The 25,738-nt window shown below is 68.3% G+C and carries 31 protein-coding genes; 20 read left to right on the top strand and 11 right to left on the bottom strand.

Annotation, left to right across the window (positions count from 1 at the left end; translation table 11 throughout):
- The 11 genes from AC1RGU_RS16485 to AC1RGU_RS16535 all read left to right on the top strand — a co-directional run bounded on the left by AC1RGU_RS16485 (position 1) and on the right by AC1RGU_RS16535 (position 10,575).
- Entirely contained in the window at positions 1–693 is a 693-nt protein-coding gene (locus AC1RGU_RS16485) for a YfgM family protein (protein ID WP_099790062.1), read from the top strand.
- A 12-nt stretch (positions 694–705) separates the two neighbouring features.
- Positions 706–1,848, top strand: coding sequence for an outer membrane protein assembly factor BamB (bamB, locus tag AC1RGU_RS16490; protein ID WP_062480765.1), 1,143 nt, complete (start codon positions 706–708; stop codon positions 1,846–1,848).
- Between the two features lie 66 nt (positions 1,849–1,914).
- Positions 1,915–3,258: a ribosome biogenesis GTPase Der gene (der, locus tag AC1RGU_RS16495; protein ID WP_062480763.1), complete on the top strand. Its 1,344-nt coding sequence runs from the start codon at positions 1,915–1,917 to the stop codon at positions 3,256–3,258.
- A gap of 164 nt (positions 3,259–3,422) precedes the next feature.
- On the top strand, positions 3,423–3,668 hold the full coding sequence (gene hfq, locus AC1RGU_RS16500) for an RNA chaperone Hfq (protein WP_056582504.1): 246 nt from the start codon (positions 3,423–3,425) through the stop codon (positions 3,666–3,668).
- 53 nt (positions 3,669–3,721) lie between these two features.
- Positions 3,722–4,891, top strand: a complete 1,170-nt coding sequence (gene hflX / locus AC1RGU_RS16505; RefSeq protein ID WP_095947220.1) for a GTPase HflX — start codon at positions 3,722–3,724, stop codon at positions 4,889–4,891.
- A gap of 74 nt (positions 4,892–4,965) precedes the next feature.
- Entirely contained in the window at positions 4,966–6,342 is a 1,377-nt protein-coding gene (gene hflK / locus AC1RGU_RS16510; RefSeq protein WP_070061003.1) for an FtsH protease activity modulator HflK, read from the top strand.
- Positions 6,343–6,359: 17 nt separating this feature from the next.
- The gene (hflC, locus tag AC1RGU_RS16515; RefSeq protein WP_062480758.1) at positions 6,360–7,247 is read left to right on the top strand and encodes a protease modulator HflC; all 888 of its coding nucleotides are present in this window, start codon (positions 6,360–6,362) and stop codon (positions 7,245–7,247) included.
- Between the two features lie 37 nt (positions 7,248–7,284).
- Positions 7,285–7,473 carry a DUF2065 domain-containing protein gene (locus AC1RGU_RS16520; protein WP_492684031.1) on the top strand — a complete coding sequence of 63 codons (189 nt, stop codon included), beginning with the start codon at positions 7,285–7,287 and terminating at the stop codon, positions 7,471–7,473.
- A gap of 44 nt (positions 7,474–7,517) precedes the next feature.
- Positions 7,518–8,678: an ATP phosphoribosyltransferase regulatory subunit gene (locus tag AC1RGU_RS16525; protein WP_492696903.1), complete on the top strand. Its 1,161-nt coding sequence runs from the start codon at positions 7,518–7,520 to the stop codon at positions 8,676–8,678.
- A 22-nt stretch (positions 8,679–8,700) separates the two neighbouring features.
- Positions 8,701–10,032, top strand: coding sequence for an adenylosuccinate synthase (locus AC1RGU_RS16530; RefSeq protein WP_095947222.1), 1,332 nt, complete (start codon positions 8,701–8,703; stop codon positions 10,030–10,032).
- A gap of 18 nt (positions 10,033–10,050) precedes the next feature.
- On the top strand, positions 10,051–10,575 hold the full coding sequence (locus AC1RGU_RS16535; protein ID WP_095745645.1) for a phosphoribosyltransferase: 525 nt from the start codon (positions 10,051–10,053) through the stop codon (positions 10,573–10,575).
- A 31-nt stretch (positions 10,576–10,606) separates the two neighbouring features.
- Here AC1RGU_RS16535 and AC1RGU_RS16540 read toward each other — a convergent pair whose 3' ends face one another.
- The 3 genes from AC1RGU_RS16540 to AC1RGU_RS16550 form a co-directional block, all read right to left on the bottom strand.
- Positions 10,607–11,083 carry a VOC family protein gene (locus AC1RGU_RS16540; RefSeq protein WP_307693113.1) on the bottom strand — a complete coding sequence of 159 codons (477 nt, stop codon included), beginning with the start codon at positions 11,081–11,083 and terminating at the stop codon, positions 10,607–10,609.
- A gap of 75 nt (positions 11,084–11,158) precedes the next feature.
- Complete coding sequence (locus AC1RGU_RS16545) at positions 11,159–12,040, bottom strand: helix-turn-helix domain-containing protein (protein ID WP_492696904.1); 882 nt, start codon at positions 12,038–12,040, stop codon at positions 11,159–11,161.
- Between the two features lie 79 nt (positions 12,041–12,119).
- Entirely contained in the window at positions 12,120–12,875 is a 756-nt protein-coding gene (locus AC1RGU_RS16550) for a M48 family metallopeptidase (RefSeq protein ID WP_062480745.1), read from the bottom strand.
- A gap of 134 nt (positions 12,876–13,009) precedes the next feature.
- On the opposite strand from AC1RGU_RS16550, the gene AC1RGU_RS16555 reads away from it, so the two are divergent.
- Both AC1RGU_RS16555 and AC1RGU_RS16560 read left to right on the top strand, forming a co-directional pair.
- Complete coding sequence (locus AC1RGU_RS16555) at positions 13,010–14,203, top strand: PLP-dependent transferase (RefSeq protein ID WP_070060997.1); 1,194 nt, start codon at positions 13,010–13,012, stop codon at positions 14,201–14,203.
- Positions 14,204–14,560: 357 nt separating this feature from the next.
- Positions 14,561–14,764 (top strand): hypothetical protein, encoded by a 204-nt coding sequence (locus AC1RGU_RS16560; RefSeq protein ID WP_062480739.1) that lies wholly within the window; start codon positions 14,561–14,563, stop codon positions 14,762–14,764.
- A 93-nt stretch (positions 14,765–14,857) separates the two neighbouring features.
- Here the strand turns inward: AC1RGU_RS16560 and AC1RGU_RS16565 are convergent, their stop codons facing one another.
- Positions 14,858–15,493 carry an arylesterase gene (locus tag AC1RGU_RS16565; RefSeq protein WP_492696905.1) on the bottom strand — a complete coding sequence of 212 codons (636 nt, stop codon included), beginning with the start codon at positions 15,491–15,493 and terminating at the stop codon, positions 14,858–14,860.
- Positions 15,494–15,529: 36 nt separating this feature from the next.
- On the opposite strand from AC1RGU_RS16565, the gene AC1RGU_RS16570 reads away from it, so the two are divergent.
- Genes AC1RGU_RS16570 through rlmB form a run of 4 tightly spaced genes read left to right on the top strand, consistent with a single transcriptional unit; the run spans position 15,530 to position 18,608 of the window.
- The gene (locus tag AC1RGU_RS16570) at positions 15,530–16,252 is read left to right on the top strand and encodes an ABC transporter ATP-binding protein (RefSeq protein ID WP_062480734.1); all 723 of its coding nucleotides are present in this window, start codon (positions 15,530–15,532) and stop codon (positions 16,250–16,252) included.
- A 60-nt stretch (positions 16,253–16,312) separates the two neighbouring features.
- Positions 16,313–16,834, top strand: a complete 522-nt coding sequence (locus tag AC1RGU_RS16575) for a ribosomal protein L7/L12 (RefSeq protein WP_492696906.1) — start codon at positions 16,313–16,315, stop codon at positions 16,832–16,834.
- Positions 16,835–16,838: 4 nt separating this feature from the next.
- A complete protein-coding gene (locus AC1RGU_RS16580; protein ID WP_492696907.1) occupies positions 16,839–17,828 on the top strand; it encodes a hypothetical protein in 990 nt (329 codons plus the stop codon).
- A 33-nt stretch (positions 17,829–17,861) separates the two neighbouring features.
- On the top strand, positions 17,862–18,608 hold the full coding sequence (gene rlmB / locus AC1RGU_RS16585) for a 23S rRNA (guanosine(2251)-2'-O)-methyltransferase RlmB (RefSeq protein WP_492696908.1): 747 nt from the start codon (positions 17,862–17,864) through the stop codon (positions 18,606–18,608).
- Positions 18,609–18,623: 15 nt separating this feature from the next.
- Here the strand turns inward: rlmB and AC1RGU_RS16590 are convergent, their stop codons facing one another.
- The 3 genes from AC1RGU_RS16590 to AC1RGU_RS16600 form a co-directional block, all read right to left on the bottom strand.
- Complete coding sequence (locus AC1RGU_RS16590; RefSeq protein ID WP_492696909.1) at positions 18,624–19,829, bottom strand: NAD(P)/FAD-dependent oxidoreductase; 1,206 nt, start codon at positions 19,827–19,829, stop codon at positions 18,624–18,626.
- 115 nt (positions 19,830–19,944) lie between these two features.
- Positions 19,945–20,115: a hypothetical protein gene (locus AC1RGU_RS16595; RefSeq protein WP_167395039.1), complete on the bottom strand. Its 171-nt coding sequence runs from the start codon at positions 20,113–20,115 to the stop codon at positions 19,945–19,947.
- A gap of 120 nt (positions 20,116–20,235) precedes the next feature.
- The gene (locus AC1RGU_RS16600; protein WP_492696910.1) at positions 20,236–20,835 is read right to left on the bottom strand and encodes a helix-turn-helix domain-containing protein; all 600 of its coding nucleotides are present in this window, start codon (positions 20,833–20,835) and stop codon (positions 20,236–20,238) included.
- Between the two features lie 42 nt (positions 20,836–20,877).
- Between AC1RGU_RS16600 and AC1RGU_RS16605 the strand changes: the two genes are divergently transcribed.
- On the top strand, positions 20,878–21,399 hold the full coding sequence (locus tag AC1RGU_RS16605) for a GNAT family N-acetyltransferase (protein WP_492696911.1): 522 nt from the start codon (positions 20,878–20,880) through the stop codon (positions 21,397–21,399).
- A gap of 10 nt (positions 21,400–21,409) precedes the next feature.
- Here AC1RGU_RS16605 and AC1RGU_RS16610 read toward each other — a convergent pair whose 3' ends face one another.
- Genes AC1RGU_RS16610 through AC1RGU_RS16620 form a run of 3 tightly spaced genes read right to left on the bottom strand, consistent with a single transcriptional unit; the run spans position 21,410 to position 23,607 of the window.
- Entirely contained in the window at positions 21,410–22,375 is a 966-nt protein-coding gene (locus tag AC1RGU_RS16610; RefSeq protein WP_139704534.1) for an aldo/keto reductase, read from the bottom strand.
- Positions 22,376–22,420: 45 nt separating this feature from the next.
- Positions 22,421–23,020, bottom strand: coding sequence for a chromate transporter (locus AC1RGU_RS16615; RefSeq protein ID WP_070060988.1), 600 nt, complete (start codon positions 23,018–23,020; stop codon positions 22,421–22,423).
- On the bottom strand, positions 23,017–23,607 hold the full coding sequence (locus AC1RGU_RS16620; protein ID WP_492696912.1) for a chromate transporter: 591 nt from the start codon (positions 23,605–23,607) through the stop codon (positions 23,017–23,019). The genes AC1RGU_RS16615 and AC1RGU_RS16620 overlap by 4 nt, the downstream gene beginning before the upstream one ends.
- Positions 23,608–23,653: 46 nt before the next feature.
- Between AC1RGU_RS16620 and AC1RGU_RS16625 the strand changes: the two genes are divergently transcribed.
- Positions 23,654–24,583: a YihY/virulence factor BrkB family protein gene (locus AC1RGU_RS16625; protein ID WP_062481073.1), complete on the top strand. Its 930-nt coding sequence runs from the start codon at positions 23,654–23,656 to the stop codon at positions 24,581–24,583.
- Here the strand turns inward: AC1RGU_RS16625 and AC1RGU_RS16630 are convergent.
- Positions 24,580–25,134, bottom strand: coding sequence for a DUF924 family protein (locus tag AC1RGU_RS16630; RefSeq protein ID WP_492696913.1), 555 nt, complete (start codon positions 25,132–25,134; stop codon positions 24,580–24,582). The two genes, AC1RGU_RS16625 and AC1RGU_RS16630, sit on opposite strands and share 4 nt — an antisense overlap.
- A 105-nt stretch (positions 25,135–25,239) precedes the next feature.
- Here AC1RGU_RS16630 and AC1RGU_RS16635 point away from each other — a divergent pair, with 105 nt between their 5' ends.
- Positions 25,240–25,689 (top strand): CHRD domain-containing protein, encoded by a 450-nt coding sequence (locus tag AC1RGU_RS16635; protein WP_070060984.1) that lies wholly within the window; start codon positions 25,240–25,242, stop codon positions 25,687–25,689.
- Positions 25,690–25,738 lie beyond the last annotated feature (49 nt).

Genomic DNA, 25,738 nt, shown 5'->3' on the forward strand with positions numbered 1-25,738 from the left:
ATGGCCACCCATCTCGACCTCGAAGAACAGGAACAGCTCGACCAGCTCAAGCATTTCTGGAACACCTACGGCACCCTGATCACCTGGGCTGTGCTGCTCGTCGCCGGCGCCTTCGTGGCCTGGAACGGCTGGCAGTACTACCAGCGCACCAAGGCTGCCCAGGCTGCGGCCCTTTATGACGAGGTCGAGCGCAGCACGCAGTCGGGCGACGTCGAGCGCATCCAGCGCGTGATGACCGACATGAAGGAGCGCTTCGCGGGCACCGCTTACGCACAGCAGGCCGGCCTGCTGGTCGCCAAGACCCTGTTCGACAAGGGCAATGCCGATGGCTCGCGCGCGGCGCTGGGCTGGGTTGCGCAGAACGCCGTCGACCCGGGCTACCAGGCCATCGCCAAGCTGCGGCTTGCGGCCGAACTGCTCGATGCCAAGTCCTACGACGACGCGCTCAAGCAACTCGACGGCAAGGTGCCGACCGAATTCGAACCGCTGGTGGCCGACCGCAAGGGCGACATCTACATGGCGCAAGGCAAGCGCGACGAGGCGCAGGCCGAGTACCGCAAGGCCTGGACCGGCCTGGGCGCCGGCTCGGACTACCGCCGGCTGGTCGAGATCAAGCTCAACGCGGTCGGTGTCGACCCGAAGACCCTGGCGCCGACCGTCACCGTGACGCCCGCCGTCCCCAAGAACTCCTGATCGCACACCCTCATGAATTTCAAGCGTTTCATGCCTGAATCGACCGCCCTGCGCGCGGGTTCTGCTCTTGTTCTGGTAGCGCTCCTGGCCGCTTGCTCGGGCTCCGGCAAGCCCAAGCCCGCCGAACTGCCGGCCAACCCGTCCCTGATGGGTGTGCGCCAGGCCTGGAACGTGCGGATTCCGGGCGTCGAATTCCCGCTCACCGCCGATGTCAGCGGTGACATCGTGACCGTGGCCGGCAGTGACGGCACGGTCGTCGCCATCGATGCCCGCGCCGGTCGCGAAACCTGGCGCGCCAGCGCCGGTGCGCCGCTGGCGGCCGGTGTCGGCAGCGACGGCTCGCTGACGGCCGTGGTCACTACCAACAACGAAGTGGTCGCCATCGAGAACGGCAAGGTGCTGTGGAAGCAGCGCTTGTCGGCCCAGGCCTTCACCGCACCGCTGGTGGCCGGTCGCCGCGTCTTCGTGCAGACCGCCGACCGCAGCGTCAGCGCCTGGGACGGCCAGAGCGGCCGTCGCCTGTGGCAGCAACAGCGCCCGGGCGAAAACCTCGTGCTGCGCAAGTCGGGCGTCCTGATCGCGGTCGGCGACACGCTGGTCGCCGGTCTGGGTGGCCGACTCGTCGGCATGAACCCCGGCAACGGCAGCTCGCGTTGGGAAGCACCCATCGCCGCGCCGCGCGGCACCAACGACGTGGAACGCCTGGTCGACCTGACCGGCAGCGTGAGCCGCTACGGCGACACGGTCTGCGCACGCGCCTACTACGCCAGCGTCGGCTGCGTCGACACCCTGCGCGGCCAGCTGCTCTGGAGCAAGCCGGCCTCGGGCGCCGACGGCGTGAGCGGCGACGAGCGCTTTCTCTATGGCACAGAGTCGGATGGCAGCGTTACCGCCTGGCGTCGCGCCGACGGCGAACGCGCCTGGCAGATGAGCCGCCTGAAGAACCGCGAACTGACCGCACCGCTGGCCGTGGGCCGCTCGCTGATCATTGGCGAGAGCACCGGCACGCTGCACTTCGTGTCGCGCGAAGACGGTGCGCTGCTCAACCGCGTGACGCCCGATGGCTCGGCCATCACCGTGACGCCGGTCCTGGCCGGCAACACGGTGGTCGTCGTGACCGCCAAGGGTGGCGTGTTCGGCTACCGCCCTGAATAGTCATTTCTTGTCTTTCTCTTACTTCCAAGGCCCGACCATGAAAACCGCGCCATCGAAAGGCCGGCCATGAAGCCGGTCGTGGCCCTGGTCGGCCGTCCCAACGTCGGCAAGTCGACGCTCTTCAACCGCCTGACCCAGACGCGCGACGCCATCGTCGCCGACTTCGCCGGCCTCACGCGCGACCGCCACTACGGCAACGGCCGCCTGGGCAAGCACGAGTTCATCGTGATCGACACCGGCGGCTTCGAGCCCGATGCCGGCAGCGGCATCTACAAGGAAATGGCCAAGCAGACGCGGCAGGCCGTGGCCGAGGCCGACGTCGTGATCTTCGTGGTCGATGCCCGCGAAGGCCTCTCGGCGCAAGACCACGACATCGCCAACGAGCTGCGCCGGCTGGGCAAGCCCTGCGTGCTGGCGGCCAACAAGGCCGAAGGCATGCACGACGGCACCAAGCTGGTCGACTTCTACGAGCTGGGTTTCGGCGACGTGCACGGCGTGTCCGCGGCGCACGGGCAGGGCATGCGCGACCTGGTCGAGCTGGCGCTCGCGCCACTGAACCTGGCTGACCCGGACGACGAGGAAGACGAAGACGACGTCAACAAGCCGATCAAGCTGGCCGTGGCCGGCCGGCCCAACGTCGGCAAGTCGACGCTGATCAACACCTGGTTGGGCGAAGAGCGCCTGGTGGCCTTCGACATGCCCGGCACGACGCGCGACGCGATCTCGGTGCCCTTCGAGCGCAACGGCCAGCGCTTCGAGCTGATCGACACCGCCGGCCTGCGCCGCAAGGGTCGGGTGTTCGAGGCGATCGAGAAGTTCTCGGTGGTCAAGACGCTGCAGGCCATCGAGTCGGCCAACGTCGTGCTGCTGCTGCTCGACGCCACGCAGGGCGTGACCGACCAGGACGCGCACATCGCCGGCTACATCCTCGAAAGCGGACGTGCGGTGGTGATCGCCATCAACAAATGGGACGCGGTCGACAGCTACCAGCGCGAGCAGATCCAGCGGCAGATCGAAACCCGCCTGCCGTTCCTGAAGTTCGCGTCATTGCATTTCATCTCGGCCATCAAGCGCCAGGGCCTGGGCCCGGTGTGGCAGGCCATTGCGCAGGCCCACAAGTCGGCCACGCGCAAGATGTCGACGCCGGTGCTGACGCGCCTGCTGCTGGAGGCGGTGCAATTCCAGGCGCCCCAGCGCGGTGGCATGTTCCGGCCCAAGCTGCGCTATGCGCACCAGGGCGGCATGAATCCACCCGTGATCATCATTCACGGCAATTCGCTGGAGCATGTGACCGACGCCTACAAGCGTTTCCTGGAAGGGCGTTTCCGCAAGGAATTCGACCTCGTGGGCACGCCCTTGCGGATCCAGTTCAAAAGCTCGCAGAATCCGTTCGTGGACAAGGACAACTGAGGGCGCTTGGCTGCCGATGGCAGCCGTTGAGCCGCAGCAGGAGCGGAAGTTCCGTCTTTTGAGAACCGTTATTTTCTCAAGGCTTTTGACCCCGATTGCTGCGGCGCAGAAACCCTGTGTTAAGGTCATCTCTCCAACAACTACTCTTGAACACGGAGAATATCGTGAGCAATAAAGGGCAACTTCTGCAAGACCCGTTTCTGAACACCTTGCGTCGCGAGCATGTGCCGGTTTCCATTTATTTGGTGAACGGCATCAAGCTGCAAGGCCAGATCGAGTCCTTCGATCAATACGTCGTGTTGCTTCGCAATACAGTGACGCAAATGGTCTACAAGCACGCCATTTCCACCATCGTGCCGGGTCGTGCCGTCAACTTCTCGGCCAACGAGAACGACGACGCCGCCGCCTGATCGCGCGGAGCGCGGCGGCAACCCCGCCGCGCTTTTTCCATATCTGATTCCGCTTGTCTGATTCGATCCCCCGCCAGGAAGGCGCCGCCGTTCTCGTCGGTGTCGATTTCGGGCTGCCCCATTTCGACAGCGAGCTCGAAGAACTCGGCCTGCTTGCACAAACCGCGGGCCTGACGCCCGTTGCCCGCCTGGCCTGCAAGCGCAAGGCGCCCGACGCGGCGCTGTTCGTCGGCAGCGGCAAGGCCGAAGAGATCAAGGAGCTCGCCGCCATGCACCGGGCGAGCGAGGTCATCTTCGACCAGTCCCTGAGTCCTGCGCAGCAGCGCAACCTCGAACGCCAGCTCGATGTCGCGGTGTATGACCGCACCTTCCTCATCCTCGAGATCTTCGCCCAGCGTGCCCGCTCGCACGAAGGCAAGCTGCAGGTCGAGCTGGCTCGCCTACAGTACCTGAGCACGCGGCTGGTCCGTCGCTGGTCCCACCTGGAGCGCCAGACCGGCGGCGCAGGTGTGCGCGGCGGCCCCGGCGAAAAGCAGATCGAACTCGACCGCCGCATGATCAACGAGTCGATCAAGCGCACGCGCGAACGCCTGGCCAAGGTGCAGAAGCAGCGCAGCACGCAGCGCCGCCAGCGCGAGCGCCGCGAGACCTTCAACATCTCGCTCGTCGGCTACACCAACGCGGGCAAGTCGTCGATCTTCAATGCGATGGTCAAGGCGCGCGCCTATGCGGCCGACCAGCTGTTCGCCACGCTCGACACCACCACGCGCAACCTCTACCTGGGCGATGCGCGGCGGCAGGTGTCGATCTCCGACACCGTGGGCTTCATCCGCGACCTGCCGCACGGCTTGGTCGATGCGTTCAAGGCCACCTTGCAGGAGGCGGTCGATGCCGACCTGCTGCTGCACGTGATCGATGCCTCCAACCCGCACTATCCCGAGCAGATGGCCGAGGTCCAGTCGGTGCTGCAGGACATCGGCGCAGGCGACGTGCCGCAGCTGCTGGTGTTCAACAAGCTCGACGCCCTTGAAAGCGCGCAACATCCGCTGCATCTGCAGGACGAGATGGAAATCGACGGCGTGCAGGTTCCCCGCATCTTCCTCAGCGCCAGGACCGGCGAAGGCCTGCCGTTGCTGCGGGCCGAGCTGGCCCGGCAATCGGGTTCCGTCGCCGATACGATGACCCCTGAGGCGGACGCTGAATTGCACGATGCGGCCCCTTGATTGGGCACAATCCCGCCACTGACACGAGAACGAAGCGAATGAATGCAAAGCCAGCGCGGAGAGGGTTTCTGGGCATGTTCAACCTGAACGATGGCCGATGGGGGCGCGGCGACGAGCCGTCCTCCAACGGCGACCGCCCGGCCGGCAACCGGCCGCCCGATGCCGATCCCCCCGGCGCCCCGATCCCGCCGCCTTCGAGCGGCAACCAGAACAACAACGGCAACGGCAATCGCCCGCGCGGCCAGGGCCCGAACCAGGGCCCGCCCGACCTCGACGAACTCTGGCGCGACCTCAATCGCAAGCTCGGCGGTTTCTTCGGCGGCGGCAAGGGCGGCGGCAATCGCCCCAACGGTACCGGCGGCGGTGGCGGCAACGGCTACAAGCCCGACATGAAGAACGCCGGCTTCGGCATCGGCCTCGTGGCCGCCGTGGCGGTCCTGATCTGGCTCGGCACCGGCTTCTTCATCGTGAACGAAGGCCAGCAGGCCGTGGTGACGCAATTCGGTCGCTACAAGTCGACGGTGAACGCAGGCTTCAACTGGCGCCTGCCGTACCCCATTCAACGCCACGAAGTGGTGGTGACCACGCAGATCCGTTCCACCGACGTGGGCCGCGACGCCATCGTGCGCTCCACCGGCCTGCGCGAATCGGCCATGCTGACCGAAGACGAGAACATCGTCGAAATCAAGTTCGCCGTGCAGTACCGCCTGAGCGATGCGCGCGCCTGGCTCTACGAGAGCAAGTCGCCCGCTGAAACCATCGTGCAGGTGGCCGAAAGCTCCGTGCGCGAAGTGGTCGGCAAGATGAAGATGGATGCGGCGCTCGCCGAAGAGCGCGACCAGATCGCGCCCCGCGTGCGCGCACTGATGCAGACCATCCTCGACCGCTACAAGGTCGGCGTCGAAGTCGTCGGCATCAACCTGCAGCAGGGCGGCGTGCGTCCGCCCGAGCAGGTGCAGGCCGCCTTCGACGACGTGCTCAAGGCCGGCCAGGAACGCGAACGCGCCAAGAACGACGCCGAGGCCTACGCCAACAACGTCGTGCCGCTGGCCACCGGTACCTCGTCGCGCCTGAAGGAAGAGTCCGAGGCCTACAAGGCCCGCATCGTGGCGCAGGCACAAGGTGACGCAGGTCGCTTCAGCTCGGTGCTGACCGAGTACCAGAAGGCGCCGCAGGTGACGCGCGACCGCATGTACACCGACGCCATGCAGCAGATCTACGCCAGCACGACCAAGGTGCTGGTCGACAGCAAGCAGGGATCCAACCTGCTGTACCTGCCGCTCGACAAGCTGATGCAGCAAGGCGGCGGCAACACAGCCACGCCCGTGGACGCCGCCAGCCCCAGCGTGGCCGGCACCGCACCGACCCAGTCGTCGGTGATCCCGGTGGCGCCCGCCACCACCGACGTGCGCGCCCGTGACGGCCGTTCGCGTGACCGCGACGTGCGCTGAGAAAGGCCCGGAACAACATGAACAGAATCGGTTTCATCGCCACCTCGGTCCTCGTCCTGCTCGTGCTGCTGAGCTCGACCCTCTTCGTGGTCGACCAGCGCCAGTTCGGCGTGGTCTATGCCCTCGGCCAGATCAAGCAGGTCATCACCGAGCCCGGCCTCAACTTCAAGCTGCCGCCGCCGTTCCAGAACGTGTCGTACATCGACAAGCGCCTGCTGACGCTCTCGAGCCTGGACACCGAGCCCATGCTCACCGCTGAAAAGCAGCGCGTGGTGATCGACTGGTACGTGCGCTGGCGCATCTCCGACCCGCAGGCCTACATCCGCAACGTCGGCCTCGACGAGAACGCGGGCGCCATGCAGCTGAACCGCGTGGTGCGCAACGCCTTCCAGGAAAACATCAACAAGCGCACCGTGCGCGACCTGATCTCGGTGCGCCGCGAGGCCCTGATGGCCGACGTGCAGCGTGAAGTGCTGGCCGTGGTGAAGGGCGCCAAGCCCTGGGGCGTCGACGTGGTCGACGTGCGCATCACCCGCGTCGACTACGTGGAAGCCATCACCGAATCGGTCTACCGCCGCATGGAAGCCGAACGCAAGCGCGTGGCCAACGAGCTGCGTTCCACCGGCACGGCCGAAGGCGAGAAGATCCGCGCCGACGCCGACCGCCAGCGCGAAGTGATCGTGGCCAACGCCTACCGCGACGCCCAGAAGATCAAGGGCGAGGGCGATGCCCAGGCTGCAGCGACCTACAGCGAGGCCTTCGGCCGCGATCCGCAGTTCGCCCAGTTCTATCGCAGCCTCGAGGCCTACAAGCAGAGCTTCAACAAGAAGAGCGACGTGATGGTGCTCGATCCGTCCTCGGACTTCTTCCGCGCCATGCAGAGCTCCGGCTCGGCGCGCAAGTAACAACAGGCCGTCCGTTTCCGCTGTCCTGCCTGGAGCCGTGAGCGCCGACACCTTCTGGAGCGCGTTGGCGCTGGTCCTGGTGATCGAAGGCATCCTGCCTTTCGTCTCGCCGGGCGGGTGGCGGCGCGGCTTCAGCCAATTGCTGCAGCTGCGCGACGGCCAGCTGCGTTTCTTCGGTCTTTGCAGCATCCTGCTGGGTTTGGTACTGCTCTGGGCTCTGGGGTAGCTCGGGCCCGGTAGAATCCCGGTTTAACCACGCCCCCGATCCCCATGTCCGCCTGGGTCCTCCCGGATCACATTGCCGATGTGCTGCCCTCCGAGGCGCGCCACATCGAAGAACTTCGACGCCAGCTGCTCGATACCGCCCGTGGCTATGGCTACGAGCTGGTGATGCCGCCGCTGCTCGAGCACCTGGAGTCGCTGCTTTCGGGCACCGGCGAAGCGCTCGACCTCCAAACCTTCAAGCTCGTCGACCAGCTTTCCGGTCGCAGCATGGGCCTGCGCGCCGACACCACCCCCCAGGTGGCGCGCATCGATGCCCACCTGCTGAACCGCGACGGCGTGGCGCGCCTGTGCTACTGCGGTCCGGTGGTCCACACCCGGCCCGACCGCCCGCACGCCACCCGCGAGCCGCTGCAGTTCGGCGCCGAGATCTACGGCCACGCCGGCCTCGAAGCCGACACCGAAACCCTGCTGCTGGCGCTCGACTGCCTCGACGCCGCCGGCCTGCGCGACGGCGTGATCGTCGACCTGGCCGACGCCCGCATCGTGCGCGCGCTGTTCGCCGGCGTGCCGGTCGATGCCGCCGCGATCGCCCGCGTGCACGCCGCGCTGGCCGCCAAGGACGCGAGCGAGCTGCAGGCGCTCACCAAGGATTTCCCCGCTGCGTCACGCGACGGCCTGCGCGCCCTCGTGGGCCTGTACGGCGATGTGGCCGTGCTCGGCGAGGCCGCCAAGGCCCTGAAGGGCACGCCCACCGTGGCCGCGGCGCTGGCCGACCTGAAGCAGCTGGCCGCCGGCCTGAACGGCACCGCAGGGCGCCAGATCAGCTTCGACCTGGCCGACCTGCGTGGCTACGCCTACTACAGCGGCATGCGTTTCGGCATCTACGTGCCGGGCGCGGCCGACTCGCTGGTGCGCGGTGGCCGCTACGACGAGGTGGGCGCCGTGTTCGGCCGCAACCGTCCGGCCGTCGGCTTCAGCCTCGATGTGCGCGAACTCGTCGGCGTGCTGCCGGCCCGTCCGCTGCGCGCCGCCATCCGTGCGCCTTGGAGCGACGCGGTCGGCCTGCGCGAGGCCATCGCCCAACTGCGCAAGGCCGGCGAAACGGTTGTCTGCGTGCTGCCCGGACATGGCAGCGAAATCGATGAATTCCATTGCGACCGCGAGCTCGTCGAGCAGGCCGGCCAATGGAGTGTCCGAGCGATCTGAATTTTTAAGCAATGGAACGAGCATGAGCGTAACCACCGGAAGAAACGTGGTCGTCGTCGGGACCCAGTGGGGCGACGAAGGCAAGGGCAAGCTGGTTGACTGGCTGACGGAAAGCGCCCAGGGCGTGGTCCGTTTCCAGGGCGGCCACAACGCGGGCCACACGCTGGTCATCAACGGCGTGAAGACGGCGCTGCACCTGATCCCGAGCGGCATCATGCGGCCCGGCGTCAAGTGCTACATCGGCAACGGCGTGGTGCTGTCGGCGGCCAAGCTGTTCGAGGAAATCGAAGGCCTGGAGAAAGCCGGCGTCGAAGTGCGTTCGCGCCTGCGCATCAGCGAAGCCTGCCCGCTGATCCTGCCGTTCCACGCCGCGCTGGACATCGCGCGCGAGGCCTACCGCGAAAAGGGTGGCATCGAGAAGATCGGCACCACCGGCCGCGGCATCGGTCCGGCCTACGAAGACAAGATCGCCCGCCGCGCGCTGCGCGTGCAGGACCTGAAGCACCCCGAGCGCTTCGCCGCCAAGCTGCGCGTGCTGCTCGAACTGCACAACCACGTGCTCACGCAGGTGCTGGGTGCGCCCGCCATCGACTACGACACCGTGTTCGACGAAGCCATGCGCCACGCCGTGCTGCTCAAGCCGATGATGGCCGACGTGTCGCGCGAGCTGAACGACGCCCACAAGGCCGGCGCCAACCTGCTGTTCGAAGGCGCGCAAGGCACGCTGCTCGACGTCGACCACGGCACCTACCCGTACGTCACCTCGAGCAACTGCGTGGCCGGCAACGCCGCCGCCGGTTCGGGCGTGGGCCCGGGCATGCTGCACTACGTGCTGGGCATCACCAAGGCCTACTGCACCCGCGTGGGCGGCGGTCCGTTCCCCACCGAGCTCGACTGGGCCACGCCGGGCACCCCCGGCTACCACATGAGCACCGTGGGCGCCGAAAAGGGCGTGACCACCGGCCGCAGCCGCCGTTGCGGCTGGTTCGATGCCGCGCTGCTCAAGCGCTCGGCGCAGGTCAACGGCCTGTCGGGCCTGTGCATCACCAAGCTGGACGTGCTCGACGGCCTCGAGAAGCTCGAGCTGTGCACCGGCTACGAACTCGACGGCGAAACCACCGACATCCTGCCGATGGGCGCGGACGAGATCGAGCGCTGCACGCCGATCTACGAAACGCTCGAAGGCTGGACCGAAAGCACCGTGGGCGTCACGCAGTACGACAAGCTGCCGGTCAATGCGCGGCTGTACCTGCAGCGCATCGAGCAGGTCACCGGCGTGCCGATCCACATGGTGTCCACGAGCCCTGATCGCGACCACACGATCATGATGCGTCACCCCTACCTCGCAGACTGAACAGGAACGAACCAGACCATGTTGACCGAAGACGGCAAACATCTCTACGTCAGCTACGACGAGTACCACAACCTGATCGAGAAGCTCGCGATCAAGGTGCACCAGTCGGGCTGGGAGTTCGACACCATCCTGTGCCTGGCGCGCGGCGGCATGCGCCCGGGCGATGTGCTCTCGCGCATCTTCGACAAGCCGCTGGCGATCATGTCGACCAGCTCCTACCGCGCCGACGCCGGCACGATCCAGGGTCATCTCGACATCGCCCGCTACATCACGACCCCCAAGGGCGAGATCGCCGGCAAGGTGCTGCTGGTGGACGACCTGGCCGATTCGGGCCACACGCTGCACGCCGTGATGGACATGCTGCGCAACAACTACAAGCCGATCACCGAGCTGCGCAGCGCGGTCATCTGGACCAAGGCACTGTCGACCTTCACGCCCGACTACTCGGTCGAGTTCCTGGCCACCAACCCGTGGATCCACCAGCCCTTCGAGGGCTACGACTCGCTCGGCGCCGAGAAGCTGATCGAGAAGTGGTCGGTCTGACGACCGGCCCTGGCACCACCGGCCGGCGCGCTCAGCTGCTGCTGCAGCTGCAGCTGCCGCCGCCGGGGGTGTCGAACATCGCGGTGTAGCGCCGCTGCATTTCCTCCGGCGTCAGCTTCTCGATGCTGTGCCCCACGTTCCACCGGTGACCGAAGGGGTCGCGGAAGACGCCGGAACGCTCCCCATAGAACTGATCCTGCGGTGCCATGTCCAGCGTGGCGCCGGCGGCGACCGCGCGCGCGACCAGCGCGTCGGCATCGTCCACATGCAGGTGCAGCGAGACCGCGCTGCCGCCAAGCGCCTTGGGCGAGCGGATGTTGAACTCGGCGAACTCGTCCGAGATCATCAGGATCGCGCCGTTGTGAAAGTCCAGCTCGACGTGCCCGATGCGGCCGCTGGGCTCGGTCAGTCGAAAGATTTCCTTCACCTCGAACACGTGGCAATAGAAGTCGACGGCCGCGGCGGCGTTGTCGACGCAGAGGTACGGAAACAGCTCGTGGATGGCCATGGCGGGACCTGCCTTTCTTTCTGGAATCGGGTGATGAAACGGGGACTGTGGCGCCGATTCTGCGCAGCCTCGGCGCTAGCGTCTTGAAGGAATTTGACCTGCCGCACTGGCAGCCGGCACGTGACGCGGCGACGCAGCGCCCGTCTGCCGCCAGGCCTGCGGCGACAGGCCGGCCAGCGCCGAGAACTCGCGGCTCAGATGCGCCTGGTCGCTGTAGCCCGCGGCGAGCGCGATGTCGGCCCAGGCGCGCGCGGGATCGTCGGCGGCCAGCGCCAGCACGCGGTCGAAGCGCATCACGCGGGCGTATTCCTTGGGCGCGAGCCCGACCGCCGCGCGGAACAGCGCGATGAAGCGCCGGTGGCTGTAGCCGCTGCGCGCCACCAGCGTGGCGATCGACGCGGGCGTGTCGCGCTTCATCTGCCCCAGCGAGGCGGCCACGGCCGGGTGCAGGCCGCGCGGGCTGGTGCGGGGCAGGGTAGCGGCGGCCAGACGCCGGGTCAGCAAGGCCTCGAACACGTTCAGCTGCCGGGCCGGGTCGTCGGACGATGCATGCAGCTGTTCGAGCGCGTCGGCGGTCTGCCGCTCGCCCCACAGCGCGTCGAGCGGCGTGTGGCGCCCGCTCAGGGCGCCTTCAGGTGCGCCGAGCAGCAGCCGGGCCGCACCGGGGTGCAATTGCGCGCCGACCGAGCGTGTGGCCACCGACACATCGCGCAGGTAGAAAGCAGCGCGCGCACCGCCGACGATGGCGTGGCCGACCGTGTGGCCGCGCAGGTCGCGCGTGTCGTCGAAGAGCCGCAGCGGCGGCCCCGAAAGCCGGAACACCAGGTGCATGCCGCCCGTGGGCAGCACGTGCTCGCGGGCGCCGGTGCGTGTGTCGGGTGTGCCGTCGGGCGCCGAGGCCCACAGCAGCCGCAGGAAGGGCCGCAGATGAGGGGACGGGGGCCGCGTCAGCTGCATGGCGCGGCGGGCCCCGGCAAGGGCGGGCGGGTGAGCATCGGCGCATTGTGCGCCGAGCAGCCGCCCGGGCCCAGGCTGCTTACTTGCTCGTTGCGAGGCGCTTCTGGATGTTGGCCGCGCGGTCGCCGGAGGCCGGGTGCGAACTGAGCATCGAGCTCTTGCCGCCGTCGAGCTTGGCCAGCTTCTGGAACGCGGTGACGAGGCCTTCGCGCTTGAGCTTCTGCGTGGTCAGCAGGTCGAAGGCGTAGTTGTCCGAGTCGGTTTCCTGCGACTGCGAGAACTGCGCGTTGACCAGCTTCTCGGCGAAGTCGCCGATCTGCGAGGACGACAGCTGCGTGATCGCCGCATTGCCGGTGGCGCCGGCCAGGCCGCGCGCTGCCGACACCGCGTAGGCGGTCTGCATGGCCTTCTTGCTGTGGCCCAGGGCGACGTGGCCGATCTCGTGGCCGATGATGCCGCGCAGCTCGTCGTCGTTCATGAGGTCCATGAGGCCGCTGTAGACGCGGATGCAGCCGTTGCCCATGGCCCAGGCGTTCACGTCCTTCGTGAGGTAGACCTTGTAGCTGGCAGGCTGGCCACCGATGGTGGTGGGCAGGCCCTGGCGCACGCGCTCCAGGCGCTTGCTGTAGGCATCGGCGGGGCCCGCGACCTTGGAGCTCTTGTCGAGCTCGGCGCAAGACTGGTTGGCCAGGGCCTGCACGTCGCCGTCGGTGAGCGACATAGCCTTGAAGGCGCTGCCGCCGGCGCCCGCGAGCGCGTTCGAATCCAGGTTCTTCATGCCGCCGCAGGCGGACAGGGCCGCAGCGGCCGTGATGGTGATGAGCAGATGACGCATCGAGAAAATCCTCCCTTTATTTTCGGAGGGGCAACTCTATCCGCAATGCGCGTGCGATCCGGCCAAGGCCGTCGACATCGAACGGAGAATGTCACGGCCGTCGAGGGTTCCTCGCGGGGCGCTAGCATCAGCACATGAGCAAGCCTTCCACGACCCTGATCCACCATCCCTACACGCCGCCGGCCACCTTCGCTGCGCCGCAGCCCGGCGTGTTCAAGGCCTCGACCGTGTTCTTCGCCGACGTCGCCGCCATGCGCGCGCGCGACTGGAAGACCAAGGCCGGCTACACCTACGGCCTGCACGGCACGCCCACCACCTTCACGCTCGAAGAACGCCTGGCCACGCTCGAGGGCGGCACCGAATGCCTGCTGGTGCCCAGCGGGCTGGCCGCGATCTCGCTGGTTTCGTTCGCGTTCCTCAAGACCGGCGACGAAGTGCTGATTCCCGACAACGCCTACGGCCCCACCAAGGCGTTGGCCACGGGCGAGCTCGCCAATTTCGGCATCACGCACCGCCTGTACGACGCGATGAATCCGTCCGACCTAGAAGCCAAGCTCTCGCACCGCACGCGGCTGGTGTGGCTCGAAGCGGCCGGCTCGGTGACGATGGAATTCCCCAACCTGCCGGCGCTGGCCGAGGTCTGCCGCGAGCGCGGCGTGATGACCGCGCTGGACAACACCTGGGGCGCGGGCCTGGCCTTCGCGCCCTTCGATTTCAACGGCACGGGGCAGGGCGTCGACGTGTCGGTGCACGCGCTCACCAAGTACCCCAGCGGCGGCGGCGACGTGCTCATGGGCAGCGTCGTCACGCGCGACGAGCGGCTGCACCGCGCGCTCAAGCTCACCCACATGCGCACCGGCTTCGGCATCGGCGTGGGCGACGTCGAAACCCTGCTGCGCTCGCTGCCGAGCATGGCGCTGCGCTACGCCGCGCACGACCGCGCGGCGCGCGAGCTGGCCGGCTGGCTCAACGGCTGCGAAGAGATCGCGCAGGTGCTGCATCCCGCGCTCGAGGATTCGCCGGGCCACGCCAACTGGCGCGCGCTGTGCGGTGCCACCGACCTGGCCGCGGGCCTGTTCTCGGTGGTGTTCGACGAGCGCTTCAGCACCGAGCAGGTCGATCGCTTCTGCGACAGCCTGAAGCTCTTCCGCCTCGGCTATTCGTGGGGCGGCCCGATCAGCCTCGTCGTGCCCTACGACATCGGCCTGATGCGCGACGCCAGCGTCGCCCGCTGGCCCTACAAGGGCACGCTGGTGCGTTTTTCGGTCGGCCTGGAGGACGTGGACGACCTGCGTGCCGACCTGCAGCAGGCCTTGCTGCAGATGTAGGCGCTGTTGCGCGCAGTGGGCAGGAAACACCGCGAGAGCCAGCGCGTCGCGCCGCCGGCTGCGCGCGATGCGGTGCCGCCCGCGTCACGGGTGCTGGCCGTGCCCGCGCAGGTGCTGGAGGCGCTCGCGCAGTCCGGCCTTCTGGAAGGCGTGTCCGACCTGCGCGGCACGCGACTCCTCATCGGTGGCGGCCGGCGCGGGGGGCCATGGGCTGGTTCATGCACCAGCGTTACCCGGGTTTGCAAGGTGTGTTCGAGTTCGAAACGGCCGCCGGCGCCGCGTCTTGAGACTGCACCGTTATCGCTTACAGTAGGCTGAAGCGCAGTCACCCTGACTGCCTCGCCTGAAGGAGAAGCAGTGGCAACACCCAATTACGGCTACGAGAAGCGCCAGAAAGAGCTGGCCAAGAAGAAAAAGAAGGAAGAAAAGCTCCGGGAGAAGGCGAACCGCAAGCTCAATCCGAGCAGCGACGGGCTGGCCCCCGGAGACCCGGAGACCGACGTGGCATCGCTCGAACGCGATCCCCCCACGGCGCCCGAGTTGCCGACCAAGAACGGATGACCCCTCGTTCCTGGCACCCCTGAAAACAGAAAAGCCGCTGCAGGCGCAGGCCTGCGGCGGCTTTTTCTTTGGGGCGCGCGCAAGGAGGCGAGGCTACTTGGGCAGCAGCTTGCGCAGCTCCGGCCAGACGTTGTCCAGGATCTGCGGCTGTGCCGCGGCGGTCGGGTGGATGCGGTCGGACTGGAACAGCGTCATGGCGTCGGGCGCATCGGCCACGCCCTTGAGCAGGAACGGCACCAGCGCCGACTTGGTCGCGCCTGCCACCTTCGCGAACACGGCCTCGAAGCGCCGCGTGTAGTCGCCGCCGTAGTTGGGCGGCACCTGGATGCCGACGATCAGCACCCGCGCGCCGGCGGCCTGCGCGGCCTTGGTGATCTGCAGCAGGTTGTCTTCGGTGTTCGACAGCGGCAGGCCGCGCAGGGCGTCGTTGGCGCCCAGCTCCAGCACCACGTGGCTGGGCTTGTGCTGCACCAGCAGGGCGGGGAAGCGGGCGCGACCGCCGGAGCTGGTATCGCCGCTGATGCTGGCGTTGACCACCGAGGCTGCGATCTTCTGCTGCGCAAGCCTTTTTTCCAGCAAGGGTACCCAGCCTTCGCCGCGCTTGAGGCCGTACTCTGCGCTCAGCGAATCACCGAGCACCAGGATCACCGGCTTGCCGGCCGATGCCGTCTGTGCCTGGGCTGCCGCAGCCGTCCATGCCCCCGCGCTGCCGAGCGCGGCGGTGGTCAAGATAAAGTCACGTCGATTCAAAACGAAAAGCCTTTCATGTCCCAACCCCCGTCTGATGCCATTGTCGCCGTCGAGCATGTCTTCAAGTCCGTCACCGACTCGGCCGGCACGCTGGACATTCTGCAGGACATCCATTTCACCCTGGGCGCGCGGGAAACCGCCGCCATCGTCGGCGCCTCGGGCTCTGGCAAGAGCACCTTGCTGTCGATCATTGCCGGGCTGGACACGCCCACGCGCGGCACCGTGAAGCTGGCGGGCGACGACATCTTCGCCATCGACGAGGACGAGCGCGCCGCGCTGCGTGCCCAGCGCGTGGGCTTCGTGTTCCAGAGCTTCCAGCTCCTGGGCAACCTGAGCGCGCTTGAGAACGTCATGCTGCCGCTGGAGCTGGCCAACCGCAAGGACGCGCGCAAGGCCGCCACCGAGATGCTGGGCCGCGTCGGGCTGGGCCAGCGCCTGGGCCACTACCCCAAGGTGCTGTCGGGCGGCGAGCAGCAGCGCGTGGCGCTGGCGCGGGCCTTCGTGGTCCAGCCGGCCCTGCTGCTGGCCGACGAGCCCACCGGCAGCCTCGACTTCGCCACCGGCGAGCAGGTCATGAAGCTCATGTTCGACCTGAACCGCGAGTTGGGAACCACGCTGGTGCTGGTCACGCACGACCGCAGCATCGCCTCGCAGTGCGAACGGCGCATCACCATCGAAGCCGGGCGCGTGGCGCTCAACGAAAAAACACCCGAATCGACCGTCGCTCAGGCCGCCTGAGCCAGCAAAAAAGACAGCGCCCGGCTCCCGCGGCGCTCCCCTGAACACAGAGGAGAGTTCATGACCCAGCTTCCCCCCGAAGCCATCGCCGCGCTGGAGCGCGGCAACCTGATCGAGGCCATCAAGATCGTGCGCGACCGCACCGGCATGGACCTCAAGTCGTCCAAGGAAGCCGTCGAGCGCTATGCCCACAGTGGCGCAGTCGCAACCAGCGCGCCGGCCGACTGGCAGGAAGGCGACTGGGGCCGGGGCGAGGCTGCGGCCGAGACCGGCAGCGGCATGCAGGGCAACGGCCCCGCCGCGGTGCCGGCCGCCGCGCTCGCGGCCCTGGCGCGGGGCCAGAAGGTCGAAGCCGTGCGCCTCACGCGCGAGGCCACCGGCCTGGGCCTGGCCGAGGCCAAGCAGCTGGTCGAGGCGCACCAGAACCCGGCCGCCGGCGACTTCGGGCACCTGCCGTCGAGCCCGGCGGCGAACCCGATGGCCGAACCGGGCCGGGTGACGGGCGGCGGCTTCAGGTGGCTGCCGGTGATCGTCGTGCTGCTGATCGCGGCCGCGGCGTGGTCGTATTTCAAGGGCGCCTGAGGCCGTGATCGTTCCCCAGTTCTGGGCCGAAGGCCGTATCCAGGAGCGGGTGGCCGGCCGGCATGTCACGGTGCGCCGCTTCGGCTGGTCCGACGATAGCCCGCTCGCCGCGCAGGCCCATGCCGACCAGCGCACGCGCGAGGCCTATGACCGCATCGTGGTCGACGGCGAAAAGCTGGAGCGTCGCGAACGCAAGCTGGCCTACAACGGCGCCAATGGCGTGCCGATCCGCGAGGAGATCGTCGAACGCCAGGGCGACAGCATCGTCACCCGCAACGGCTACGGCGCGCGCTGCCTCAACACGCCCGACGTGCTGTTCGTCGACGTCGACTTCGAGGTCCAGGATTTGCGCGACAGCACGCGCGGATTGACGGTGATCGGCATGGCGTTCATTGGGGCGCTGGTTGCGGGTTACGGCACGCGTTCGGCGATGGCCGGAGTGGTCGCGTTCATTCTGGTGGCGGCCTTCGGCTTCTGGCGCGCCCGCTACGAGGGGCTGCGCCTCACCGAGGACAAGAGCGATCCGCTGGCGGGCGCGCGAGCGCGTGTCGAGCGCTTCATTCACCAGCATCCCGACTGGCACCTTCGGCTGTACCGCACGCCGGCCGGGCTGCGCGTGCTGGCCATGCACGATGTCTTCGCACCGTCCGACGCCGCCGTGACCGACGTGTTCCAGACGCTGGGCGCCGACAAGGTCTACGCGCGCATGTGCCGCAACCAGAACTGCTTTCGCGCCCGCCTGAGCGCCAAGCCCTGGCGCGTGGGCATCGCCGAACACCTGCGCCCGCGCCCGGGCGTTTGGCCCGTGTCGCCCGACCGGCTGCCCGCGCGCGACGCCTGGGTGGCACGTTACGAAAAGGCCGCCGAAGGGTATGCCGCCTGCCAGTACCTGGGCAGCGTGGGCAACACGCTGAAGGTGCACATGAACGCCCTGGTGGTGCAGGAACTGCACGACGAACGCACCCGCGCGAACAGCGGTTTGCCGCTGGCCTGAGGGCGAGGGCGCCGCGCCCTCGATAATCGGGGAATGTCTTCCCCCAAAGTGATCTTCGGCTTCCATGCCGTGGGCGTGCGCATCAAGACCGCGCCGAAATCGGTGCTCGAAGTGATGTTCGACGCCAGCCGGCGCGATGCGCGCATGAAACAGTTCATTGCGCGTGCGCAAGAAGCCGGTGTGCGGCTGGTCGAGGCCGACGGCCTGCGGCTGTCCAAGCTCAGCGGCAGCCACGGCCACCAGGGCGTGGTCGCGCGGGTCGAGCCCGTGGCCCAGGTCCGCTCGCTCGACGAACTGCTCGAGGGCCTCGAGGAGGCCGGCACCGTGCCGCTGCTGCTGGTGCTCGACGGCGTGACCGACCCGCACAACCTTGGCGCCTGCCTGCGCGTGGCCGACGGCGCCGGCGCCCATGCGGTGATCGCGCCGAAGGACCATGCGGCCGGCATCAACGCCACCGTCGCCAAGGTGGCGAGCGGCGCGGCCGAGACGGTGCCGTACTTCATGGTGACCAACCTCGCGCGCACGCTCAACGAGCTCAAGGAACGCAGCATCTGGTGCGTGGGCACCAGCGACGACGCGCCGGGCACGATCTACCAGAGCGACTTCAAGCGCGCGCTGGCGCTGGTGCTGGGCGCCGAGGGCGAGGGCATGCGCCAGCTCACGCGCAAGACTTGCGACGAGCTGGTGAGCATTCCCATGGCCGGCGCGGTCGAGAGCCTGAACGTCTCGGTGGCCAGCGGCGTGTGCCTCTACGAGGCCATGCGCCAGCGCGGCGGTTGAGCCTGGCTTGGCAGGCTAGCGGGCCACCGGCCCGCTGCCCTTGCGGTGGAAGTACACCAGCTCCGCCGCACGCCGCATCGGCGCCGTGCCGAGCAGGCGGTTGAACATCCAGTCGCTCTGGAAGTGGTCGAAGGCCCAGCGCAGCGTGCGCTTCATCAGGAAGCGCGGGTAGCCGCGCACGAACCACGTCGCGGGGTCGTCCGCCTCGCCGCGCACGAAGCGCGCCACGGCCTCGCCGGCGCGCTCGCCGTGCTGCAGCGCCGTGTGGATGCCGCCGGCCGTCACGGGCGACACCATGCCCGCCGCATCGCCCACCAGCAGCGCCCGTTCGCGGGCGACCACCGGCAGCACGCCGCCGCAGGGGATCATCCCGGCGCGCACGGCGACCGGCGGCGCCTCGCCGGGCGACACCACGGCGGCGATCTTGCGCAAGAGCGGATCGAGCCGCAGCGCGCCCGTGTCGTGGCGGCCCATGCGGCGCGCCAGGCCGATCTGGCTCACGCCGACGCCGTCGAGCGCCCAGCCGATGTAGCCCGGCGCGAGCCGGCGATCGATGAAGCAATGCAGCAGGTCGGGCGCCATGCGCGCGCCCTGGTACTCGTGCTCCACGCCGTAGAGAAAGCGCGTGTTGCGCGACAGGCCCAGCGCCTTGGCGACGCGCGAGTGCGGGCCGTCGGCGCCCACGAGGTAGGTCGCGCGGATGCACGGGCCCTGCGCCACCGGCACCTCCCAGCGGCCGTTCGCCCACAGCGCCTGCTCGAACAGCGTGCCCAGCCGCACCTCGACGCCGCAGGCCCGGGTGGACTCCACCATCCAGTCGAGCAGCGCGGGTGCGTCGGTGGCCCAGAACCAGTAGCCGGGCGCGTGCAGGTCGACGTGGTGCATGTCGGGCGCGTACAGCCGCACGCCCTCGATGCGGCGCACCAGCGCGGGCGGCACGTCGGCCAGCCACGGCACGCTGTCGACCGCGTCCTTGACGATGATCCCGGTGGTGTGCAGCTTGGCGCCGGCGGCGGCCTTCTTCTCGAGCACCATCACGCGCAGGCCGGCCTTGGCGGCGGCGCGGGCGCAGGCCAGCCCGGCAAAGCTCGCGCCGATGACGAGCAGGTCGACCTGGGTGCAGGCCGTTCCCGGGTCGCTCACGAAGGCCGGCGCGGGGCAGGGCGCGACCGACGAGGAAGGCGCGTGGGGAGAAAAGAGACAGGAAGAAGAGGCGTGCATGGGAGGCTGACTTGCAAAGCGCACCACGGGGTGTGGTGCGCCTGCGAAGTTAGCGACGCCATGTGCGCCGGGCGTGAAGCCTGTGTGAACTGATCTGTGAAGCGATCAGGCTCGTTCAGGACGGGTCTTTGCTGCGCGTGCGGGCCACGGCGCTGAAGACGCCGATGCCCAGCAGGATCAGCGCGCCGATGCCGATGTAGAGCGTGGGCACGCCGGCCACCGAGGCGCCCCAGGCGACCCCGGCCAGGAAGATCAGAAAGCCGATCATGTAAAGCGCAAAGGACATCGTGCGGCTCCGGTAGCTGAGATGCCTTGCAGTATCCCGACGCACCCCGTGGCCCGGACCGGCCTGAGTCGTCTCTGCGTGTGGGAGCTTGCCTACCGCATCGGTCAGGCAATCGTTCAATCAATCGGGAACGGCGACCAGCAGGTAGCGGCAGGCGGTGGCCCCCAGCGCCTTGAAGACCAGCGGCCGGTCGACGCCGAAGTCGAGGCAGTCGCCCGGGGTGAGCTCGAAGCGCTCGTCGCCGTAGTCGACCTGCAGTGCGCCCTCGAGCATCCACAGGCTCTGCCGGTACGGCGTGCCGCTCCATCGCGGATAGCCGACCTGCGCGGCGCGCGGCAGTTCGACCTCGACCAGCTCCACGCCGCTGCCCGCGCCGCGCTCGGCGACCTGGCGGCGCAGGTAGCCTGCCTCGGGGTCGCGCCAGACCTCCTGCGCAGCCCGTTTGCGCAGCCGTTGCGGCTGCGCCTTGTCCTCGGTGAGAAGCTGCGCCAGCGAGACCCCGAGGCCGGCGGCCAGCTTGCCCAGCAGCACGGCGGTGGGGCTGCTCTGCGCGCGCTCGACCTTGGAGATCATCGCCTTGCTCACGCCCGACAACCCGGCCAGGTCCGCGAGGCTGAGCCCCTGCGCTTGCCGCAGCGCCAGCAGCCGCGTGGCGATGAGCGCGTCGATGTGGCCATCGGCCGGCGCCGGCGAGGAGGTGGAAGGTGAAGTGTTTCCCATATGAGATTATTATTCTCTTATATTGAACGACAGAGAAACACCATGCGTCTCATCGCCTGCACCGAAGAAGCCCATTCAGGCGCCATCCTGGCGATCCTGAACGAGGCCATCGTCAACTCCACCGCGCTGTACGACTACAAGCCGCGCACGCCCGAGAACATGGTGACGTGGTTCGCCGCCAAGCGCGCCGGCGGCTTTCCCGTGATCGGTGCGGTGGACGACAACGGCAAGCTGCTGGGCTTCGCAAGCTACGGCACGTTCCGCGCCTTTCCGGCCTACAAGTACACGGTCGAGCACTCGGTGTACGTCGACGCCGCGCACCGCGGCGAGGGCCTGGGTCGCACGCTGATGGAGGCGATCGTGGCCGAGGCGATCGCGCGCGAGGTGCATGTGATGGTCGGCGCCATCGACGCCTCGAACGCCGGCAGCATCGCGCTGCACGAGCGCCTGGGCTTCACGCATGCAGGCACCGTGCGGCAGGCCGGCTTCAAGTTCGGCCGCTGGCTCGACGTGGCGTTCTACCAGCGCATCCTGGCGACGTCGTTGAACCCGGTCGACGGCTAGCCGAGGCTCGTCAGGCCGGCGTCTCGGCGCTGGCCCGGTCGAGCATGTCGATGGTGCCCGCGTCCAGCTTGAGCTGCGTAGCCACCACCAGCTCTTCGAGCTGCGCCAGCGAGGTGGCGCTGGCGATCGGCGCCGTCACGCCGGGCCGTGCGATCTGCCAGGCAATGGCGACCTGGCCGGGCTTGGCGTTGTACTGCTGGGCCACCTTGTCGAGCGCATCGAGGATGCGCAGGCCGCGCGGGTTCAGGTACTTCTTGGTGGTGTTGGCACCGCGTGCGCTCTTGGCCGCATCGGCCTCAGTGCGGTACTTGCCGGTGAGAAAGCCCGCCGCCAGCGCGTAGAAGTTGATCACGCCCACTTCGCGCTTGAGGCACAGCGGCTCCAGGGCGTCCTCGAACACCGCGCGGTCGTACAGGTTGTACAGCGGCTGCAGGCTTTCGTAGCGCGCGATGCCCAGGCGCTCCGACACGTCGAGCGCCTCGGCCAGCCGCGGCGCCGTGTAGTTCGAGGCGCCGATGGCGCGCACCTTGCCCTCCTTGATGAGCGCGTCGAAGGTGCCCAGCGTGTCTTCGAGCGGCGTGTTGGCATCGTCGTCGTGCGACTGGTACAGGTCGATGTAGTCGGTCTGCAGGCGCTTGAGCGACGCCTCGACGGCTTCGCGGATGTATTTGGGCGACAGGCCCACCTTGCCTTCGCCCATCGGCTTGCCGACCTTGGTGGCCAGTACCAAGCGGTTGCGCTTGCCGCTGTGCTTGAGCCACTTGCCGATGATCGTTTCCGACTCGCCGCCCACATGGCCCGGCACCCAGGCCGAGTAGACGTCGGCGGTGTCGACGAAGTTGAAGCCGGCGTCGAGCCAGGCGTCGAGCAGCTTGAACGAGGCCGCCTCGTCGACGGTCCAGCCGAACACGTTGCCACCGAAGGCGAGGGGAGACACCCGAAGGCTGGAACGGCCGAGCGGACGAAGTTGCGACATGGCAGAGGGCTCCTGAAAGAAAAAGTATGCAGAAAGGAAAAAGGCTCAAACGAAGCCTACCGCGCCCAGCGCCGCGCCGCAGCCCAGCAGCCACAGCAGGTGGATGCGCGTGCGCCAGACCACCAGCGCGGCCACGCCGCTGAGCAGCCACAGGTGCCAGGCCGGCACGCCGCTCGACTGGTTGCCGCCGGCCAGCACCCAGCCGGTGGCGATGAGCAGCCCGACCACCACCGGCGCCATGCCCTGCTTGAAGGCGCGCACCTCGCGGCGCGTGCGGTTGCGATGGCCCCAGCGCGTGGCGACGTAGGTGAGGGTGGTGCTCGGCAGCATGATGCCGACCATGGTGACCATCAGGCCGAAGAAGCCCAGCAACCAGGCCATGGGCCCGGCGCCGATGCCGCCGCCCGCGTTGAGCCCGACGTTCCAGCCCATCAGCGCGACGAACAGCACGTTGGGCCCGGGCGCGGCCTGGGCGATGGCGACCGAGGAGGTGAACTGCGCCTCGGTGAGCCAGCCGTGCTGCGCCACGAGGTAGCGGTGCATGTCGGGCACCGTGGTGATCGCGCCGCTGATCGACAGCAGCGACAGCAGCAGGTACTGGCCGAAGAGGGCCAGCCAGTCGTGCCATTGCATCGCGATGGTCATGGGAAAATCTTCTTCCAGGTCCATACGCAGGCCACGCCGCCCACCGCGAGCAGCACCCACCCCAGCGGAATCTTCAGGAGGGCGATGGCTGCGAACACCAGCGCCACGAACGCCAGGCAGGTCGCAAAGCCCAGCGGGTGCTTGCGCAGCTGCGGGATCAGCTTGATGCCCGTGGCCGCGATGAGCCCGCCCGACACCGCGCCCATGCCGCGCAGCGCGGCCGCCACCTGCGGGTTGGCGGCGTAGTGCGCGTAGAGCACGGCCAGCGCGAGGATCACGAACAGCGGCACGGTGAGCATGCCCGCCACCGCGGCCACGGCGCCGCGCAGGCCGAAGTAGCGGTCGCCGATCATCAGCGCGAGGTTGATCACGTTCGGCCCCGGCATCACCTGGGCCACGGCCCAGTCCTCGAGGAACTGGTCGGGCGTGAGCCACTTCTTCTTCTCGACCATCTCGCGCTGGACGATGGCGAGGACGCCGCCGAAGCCCTGCAGCGCGAGCCAGGTGAACGAAACAAAAAGGTCGCGTGGCGACGCGGGCTGGGGATGGTCGGGCGGCGATGCCGCGGCGGGGGCGGACGGATGCATGTGGAACGATTATCGTAGGCGCACTGCTTCACCGGGACCCGACGCCATGCTCATTCGACTTCGCGCACTCTTCGATCTCTGCCGGCGCGCTTTCGCTTCCTGGTCCAACGACTACGCCCCGAGCATGGGCGCGGCGCTGGCCTACTACACGGTGTTCTCGATCGCGCCGCTGCTGCTGATCGTGATCGCGGTGGCCGGCCTGGTGTTCGGGCAGGAGGCCGCGCGCGGCGAAATTTTTGCGCAGCTCTCGGGCCTGATGGGCGAGCAGGGCGCGGCGGCGGTGCAGGGCATGTTGCAGGCGGTCAACAAGCCGACCGAGGGCATCGTGGCCACGGTGGTCGGCATCGCGCTGTTGATCGTGGGTGCGACCACCGTCTTCGGCGAGCTGCAGGACGCGCTCGACCGCATCTGGCGCGCCCCCGCGCGCACCCGCAACAAGGGCGTCTTCAACATGCTGCGCGTGCGGCTGCTGTCGTTCAGCATGATCATGGGCATCGGCTTCCTGCTGATGGTGTCGCTGGTGGCGAGCGCGGCACTGGCGGCGCTGGGCAAGTGGTGGTCGCCGATGTTCGGCGCCTGGGCCACGCTGGCGCAGGTGGTGAACTTCGTCTTCAGCTTCGCGATGGTCACGGTGATCTTCGCGATGATCTACAAGATCATGCCGCGCGCCAAGGTGCAGTGGCGCGACGTGTGGGTGGGCGCGGCGGTGACGGCGCTGCTGTTCACCGTGGGCAAGCACCTCATCGGCCTGTACATCGGCAAGAGCAGCGTGGCCTCGGGCTACGGCGCGGCCGGCTCGCTGGTGGTGGTGCTGGTGTGGGTGTACTACTCGGCGCAGATCTTCCTGCTGGGCGCCGAGTTCACCTGGGTCTATGCGCGCACCTACGGCTCGATGAAGGACGCCATCGGCGAGCCGGCGGGGCAGGCGTCGCCGACGCGCGACGTGCCGCTGCCGGCGCATGTCGACGCTGCTTAGCCTGCGAAGCCGCCTTCGTCGAGAAACTTCTGCTCTTCCGGCGTGGACGTGCGCCCGAGCATCTGGTTGCGGTGCGGAAAGCGCCCGAAGCGCGCCACGATGTCGCGGTGCAGCACGGCAAAGTGCTGCGTGCTGGCGTCCTGCGTGGCGTTGAGTTCCACCGAGCGCTCCTGCTCGGCCAGCACCTCCGAGTGCATGAAGGGCAGGTAGAAGAAGCGCTGCATCAGCGCCTCGGCCTGCCGGTCGAAGCCGGCCTCGACGGCGCGGCGCGCCACGGCCAGTGCGAGGCCGTCGGTGGCGAGCATGTGCGGGTTCTGGCGCCAGGCGTTGCGCGGGAACTGGTCGAGCAGCACCAGCAGGGCCAGCGCGCCTTCGGCGGTGTCGGCCCAGTGGTCGAGCCGGCCGCTGGCCGCGGCCTGGTGGGCGGCGGCCAACTGGTCGATGCATGCGGCATCGAAGGCATCGCTTTTCGCGAACCAGCGCTCGGGTCCGGCATCGCGCCAGAAGGCGACCACGTCGTGTGCGGAAGGGAGTGTGTCGTCGGAAATCATCGTTGCATTCTCTTGCACAGGCGTGCGAAGAAGGGGCGCTGGCCGACAAGGCCGCAGGCGGCGTCTGCCTATGCTGAATGCTTTCATCCACAGGAGACCCCGACCATGAACAACACTCGCACACTCTGGCGCAGCACCCTCGTCGCGGGCCTGGCCGCCGTCGCACTGGCCGGCTGCGGAATGATGTCGAAGTCGAACGTCGCGAGCTTCAGCGGCGCGATGAACGCGGCCAGCCAGGTGCCGCCCAACATGACGCGCGGCAGCGGCATGGCCGAGGCCTGGCTCAACCGCGACACCAACGTGCTCAAGTACAAGATCACCTACGAAGGCCTGAGCGGCCCGGCCACGGCGGCCCACTTCCACGGGCCCGCCGCCGCGGGCGCGAATGCCGGCGTGGTGTTGCCCTTCGCGAGTCCGGCCAGCCCGATCGAGGGCCAGGCCACGCTCACGCCGGCGCAGGCGGCCGACCTCGTGGCCGGCAAGTGGTACGCCAACATCCACACAGCCGCCAACCCGGGCGGCGAGATCCGCGGGCAGATGCTGCCGAAGATGTGAGATTCGTCCGGGCTGAAGCCGCGAAAAGGCCCCTGGTCAGGTGGCTGTC

The sequence above is a fragment of the Variovorax sp. GW823-FHT02B07 genome, from assembly GCF_058797695.1.

What these genes read in the sequence shown, in the direction of transcription:
- AC1RGU_RS16485 (WP_099790062.1), top strand. Translation starts at nt 1, where the DNA reads ATGGCCACCCATCTCGACCTCGAAGAACAGGAACAGCTCGACCAGCTC.
- bamB (WP_062480765.1), top strand. Translation starts at nt 706, where the DNA reads ATGAATTTCAAGCGTTTCATGCCTGAATCGACCGCCCTGCGCGCGGGT.
- der (WP_062480763.1), top strand. Translation starts at nt 1,915, where the DNA reads ATGAAGCCGGTCGTGGCCCTGGTCGGCCGTCCCAACGTCGGCAAGTCG.
- hflK (WP_070061003.1), top strand. Translation starts at nt 4,966, where the DNA reads ATGTTCAACCTGAACGATGGCCGATGGGGGCGCGGCGACGAGCCGTCC.
- hflC (WP_062480758.1), top strand. Translation starts at nt 6,360, where the DNA reads ATGAACAGAATCGGTTTCATCGCCACCTCGGTCCTCGTCCTGCTCGTG.
- AC1RGU_RS16525 (WP_492696903.1), top strand. Translation starts at nt 7,518, where the DNA reads ATGTCCGCCTGGGTCCTCCCGGATCACATTGCCGATGTGCTGCCCTCC.
- AC1RGU_RS16530 (WP_095947222.1), top strand. Translation starts at nt 8,701, where the DNA reads ATGAGCGTAACCACCGGAAGAAACGTGGTCGTCGTCGGGACCCAGTGG.
- AC1RGU_RS16535 (WP_095745645.1), top strand. Translation starts at nt 10,051, where the DNA reads ATGTTGACCGAAGACGGCAAACATCTCTACGTCAGCTACGACGAGTAC.
- AC1RGU_RS16540 (WP_307693113.1), bottom strand. Translation starts at nt 11,083, where the DNA reads ATGGCCATCCACGAGCTGTTTCCGTACCTCTGCGTCGACAACGCCGCC.
- AC1RGU_RS16545 (WP_492696904.1), bottom strand. Translation starts at nt 12,040, where the DNA reads ATGCAGCTGACGCGGCCCCCGTCCCCTCATCTGCGGCCCTTCCTGCGG.
- AC1RGU_RS16550 (WP_062480745.1), bottom strand. Translation starts at nt 12,875, where the DNA reads ATGCGTCATCTGCTCATCACCATCACGGCCGCTGCGGCCCTGTCCGCC.
- AC1RGU_RS16555 (WP_070060997.1), top strand. Translation starts at nt 13,010, where the DNA reads ATGAGCAAGCCTTCCACGACCCTGATCCACCATCCCTACACGCCGCCG.
- AC1RGU_RS16570 (WP_062480734.1), top strand. Translation starts at nt 15,530, where the DNA reads ATGTCCCAACCCCCGTCTGATGCCATTGTCGCCGTCGAGCATGTCTTC.
- AC1RGU_RS16575 (WP_492696906.1), top strand. Translation starts at nt 16,313, where the DNA reads ATGACCCAGCTTCCCCCCGAAGCCATCGCCGCGCTGGAGCGCGGCAAC.
- rlmB (WP_492696908.1), top strand. Translation starts at nt 17,862, where the DNA reads ATGTCTTCCCCCAAAGTGATCTTCGGCTTCCATGCCGTGGGCGTGCGC.
- AC1RGU_RS16590 (WP_492696909.1), bottom strand. Translation starts at nt 19,829, where the DNA reads ATGCACGCCTCTTCTTCCTGTCTCTTTTCTCCCCACGCGCCTTCCTCG.
- AC1RGU_RS16595 (WP_167395039.1), bottom strand. Translation starts at nt 20,115, where the DNA reads ATGTCCTTTGCGCTTTACATGATCGGCTTTCTGATCTTCCTGGCCGGG.
- AC1RGU_RS16600 (WP_492696910.1), bottom strand. Translation starts at nt 20,835, where the DNA reads ATGGGAAACACTTCACCTTCCACCTCCTCGCCGGCGCCGGCCGATGGC.
- AC1RGU_RS16605 (WP_492696911.1), top strand. Translation starts at nt 20,878, where the DNA reads ATGCGTCTCATCGCCTGCACCGAAGAAGCCCATTCAGGCGCCATCCTG.
- AC1RGU_RS16610 (WP_139704534.1), bottom strand. Translation starts at nt 22,375, where the DNA reads ATGTCGCAACTTCGTCCGCTCGGCCGTTCCAGCCTTCGGGTGTCTCCC.
- AC1RGU_RS16615 (WP_070060988.1), bottom strand. Translation starts at nt 23,020, where the DNA reads ATGACCATCGCGATGCAATGGCACGACTGGCTGGCCCTCTTCGGCCAG.
- AC1RGU_RS16620 (WP_492696912.1), bottom strand. Translation starts at nt 23,607, where the DNA reads ATGCATCCGTCCGCCCCCGCCGCGGCATCGCCGCCCGACCATCCCCAG.
- AC1RGU_RS16625 (WP_062481073.1), top strand. Translation starts at nt 23,654, where the DNA reads ATGCTCATTCGACTTCGCGCACTCTTCGATCTCTGCCGGCGCGCTTTC.
- AC1RGU_RS16630 (WP_492696913.1), bottom strand. Translation starts at nt 25,134, where the DNA reads ATGATTTCCGACGACACACTCCCTTCCGCACACGACGTGGTCGCCTTC.
- AC1RGU_RS16635 (WP_070060984.1), top strand. Translation starts at nt 25,240, where the DNA reads ATGAACAACACTCGCACACTCTGGCGCAGCACCCTCGTCGCGGGCCTG.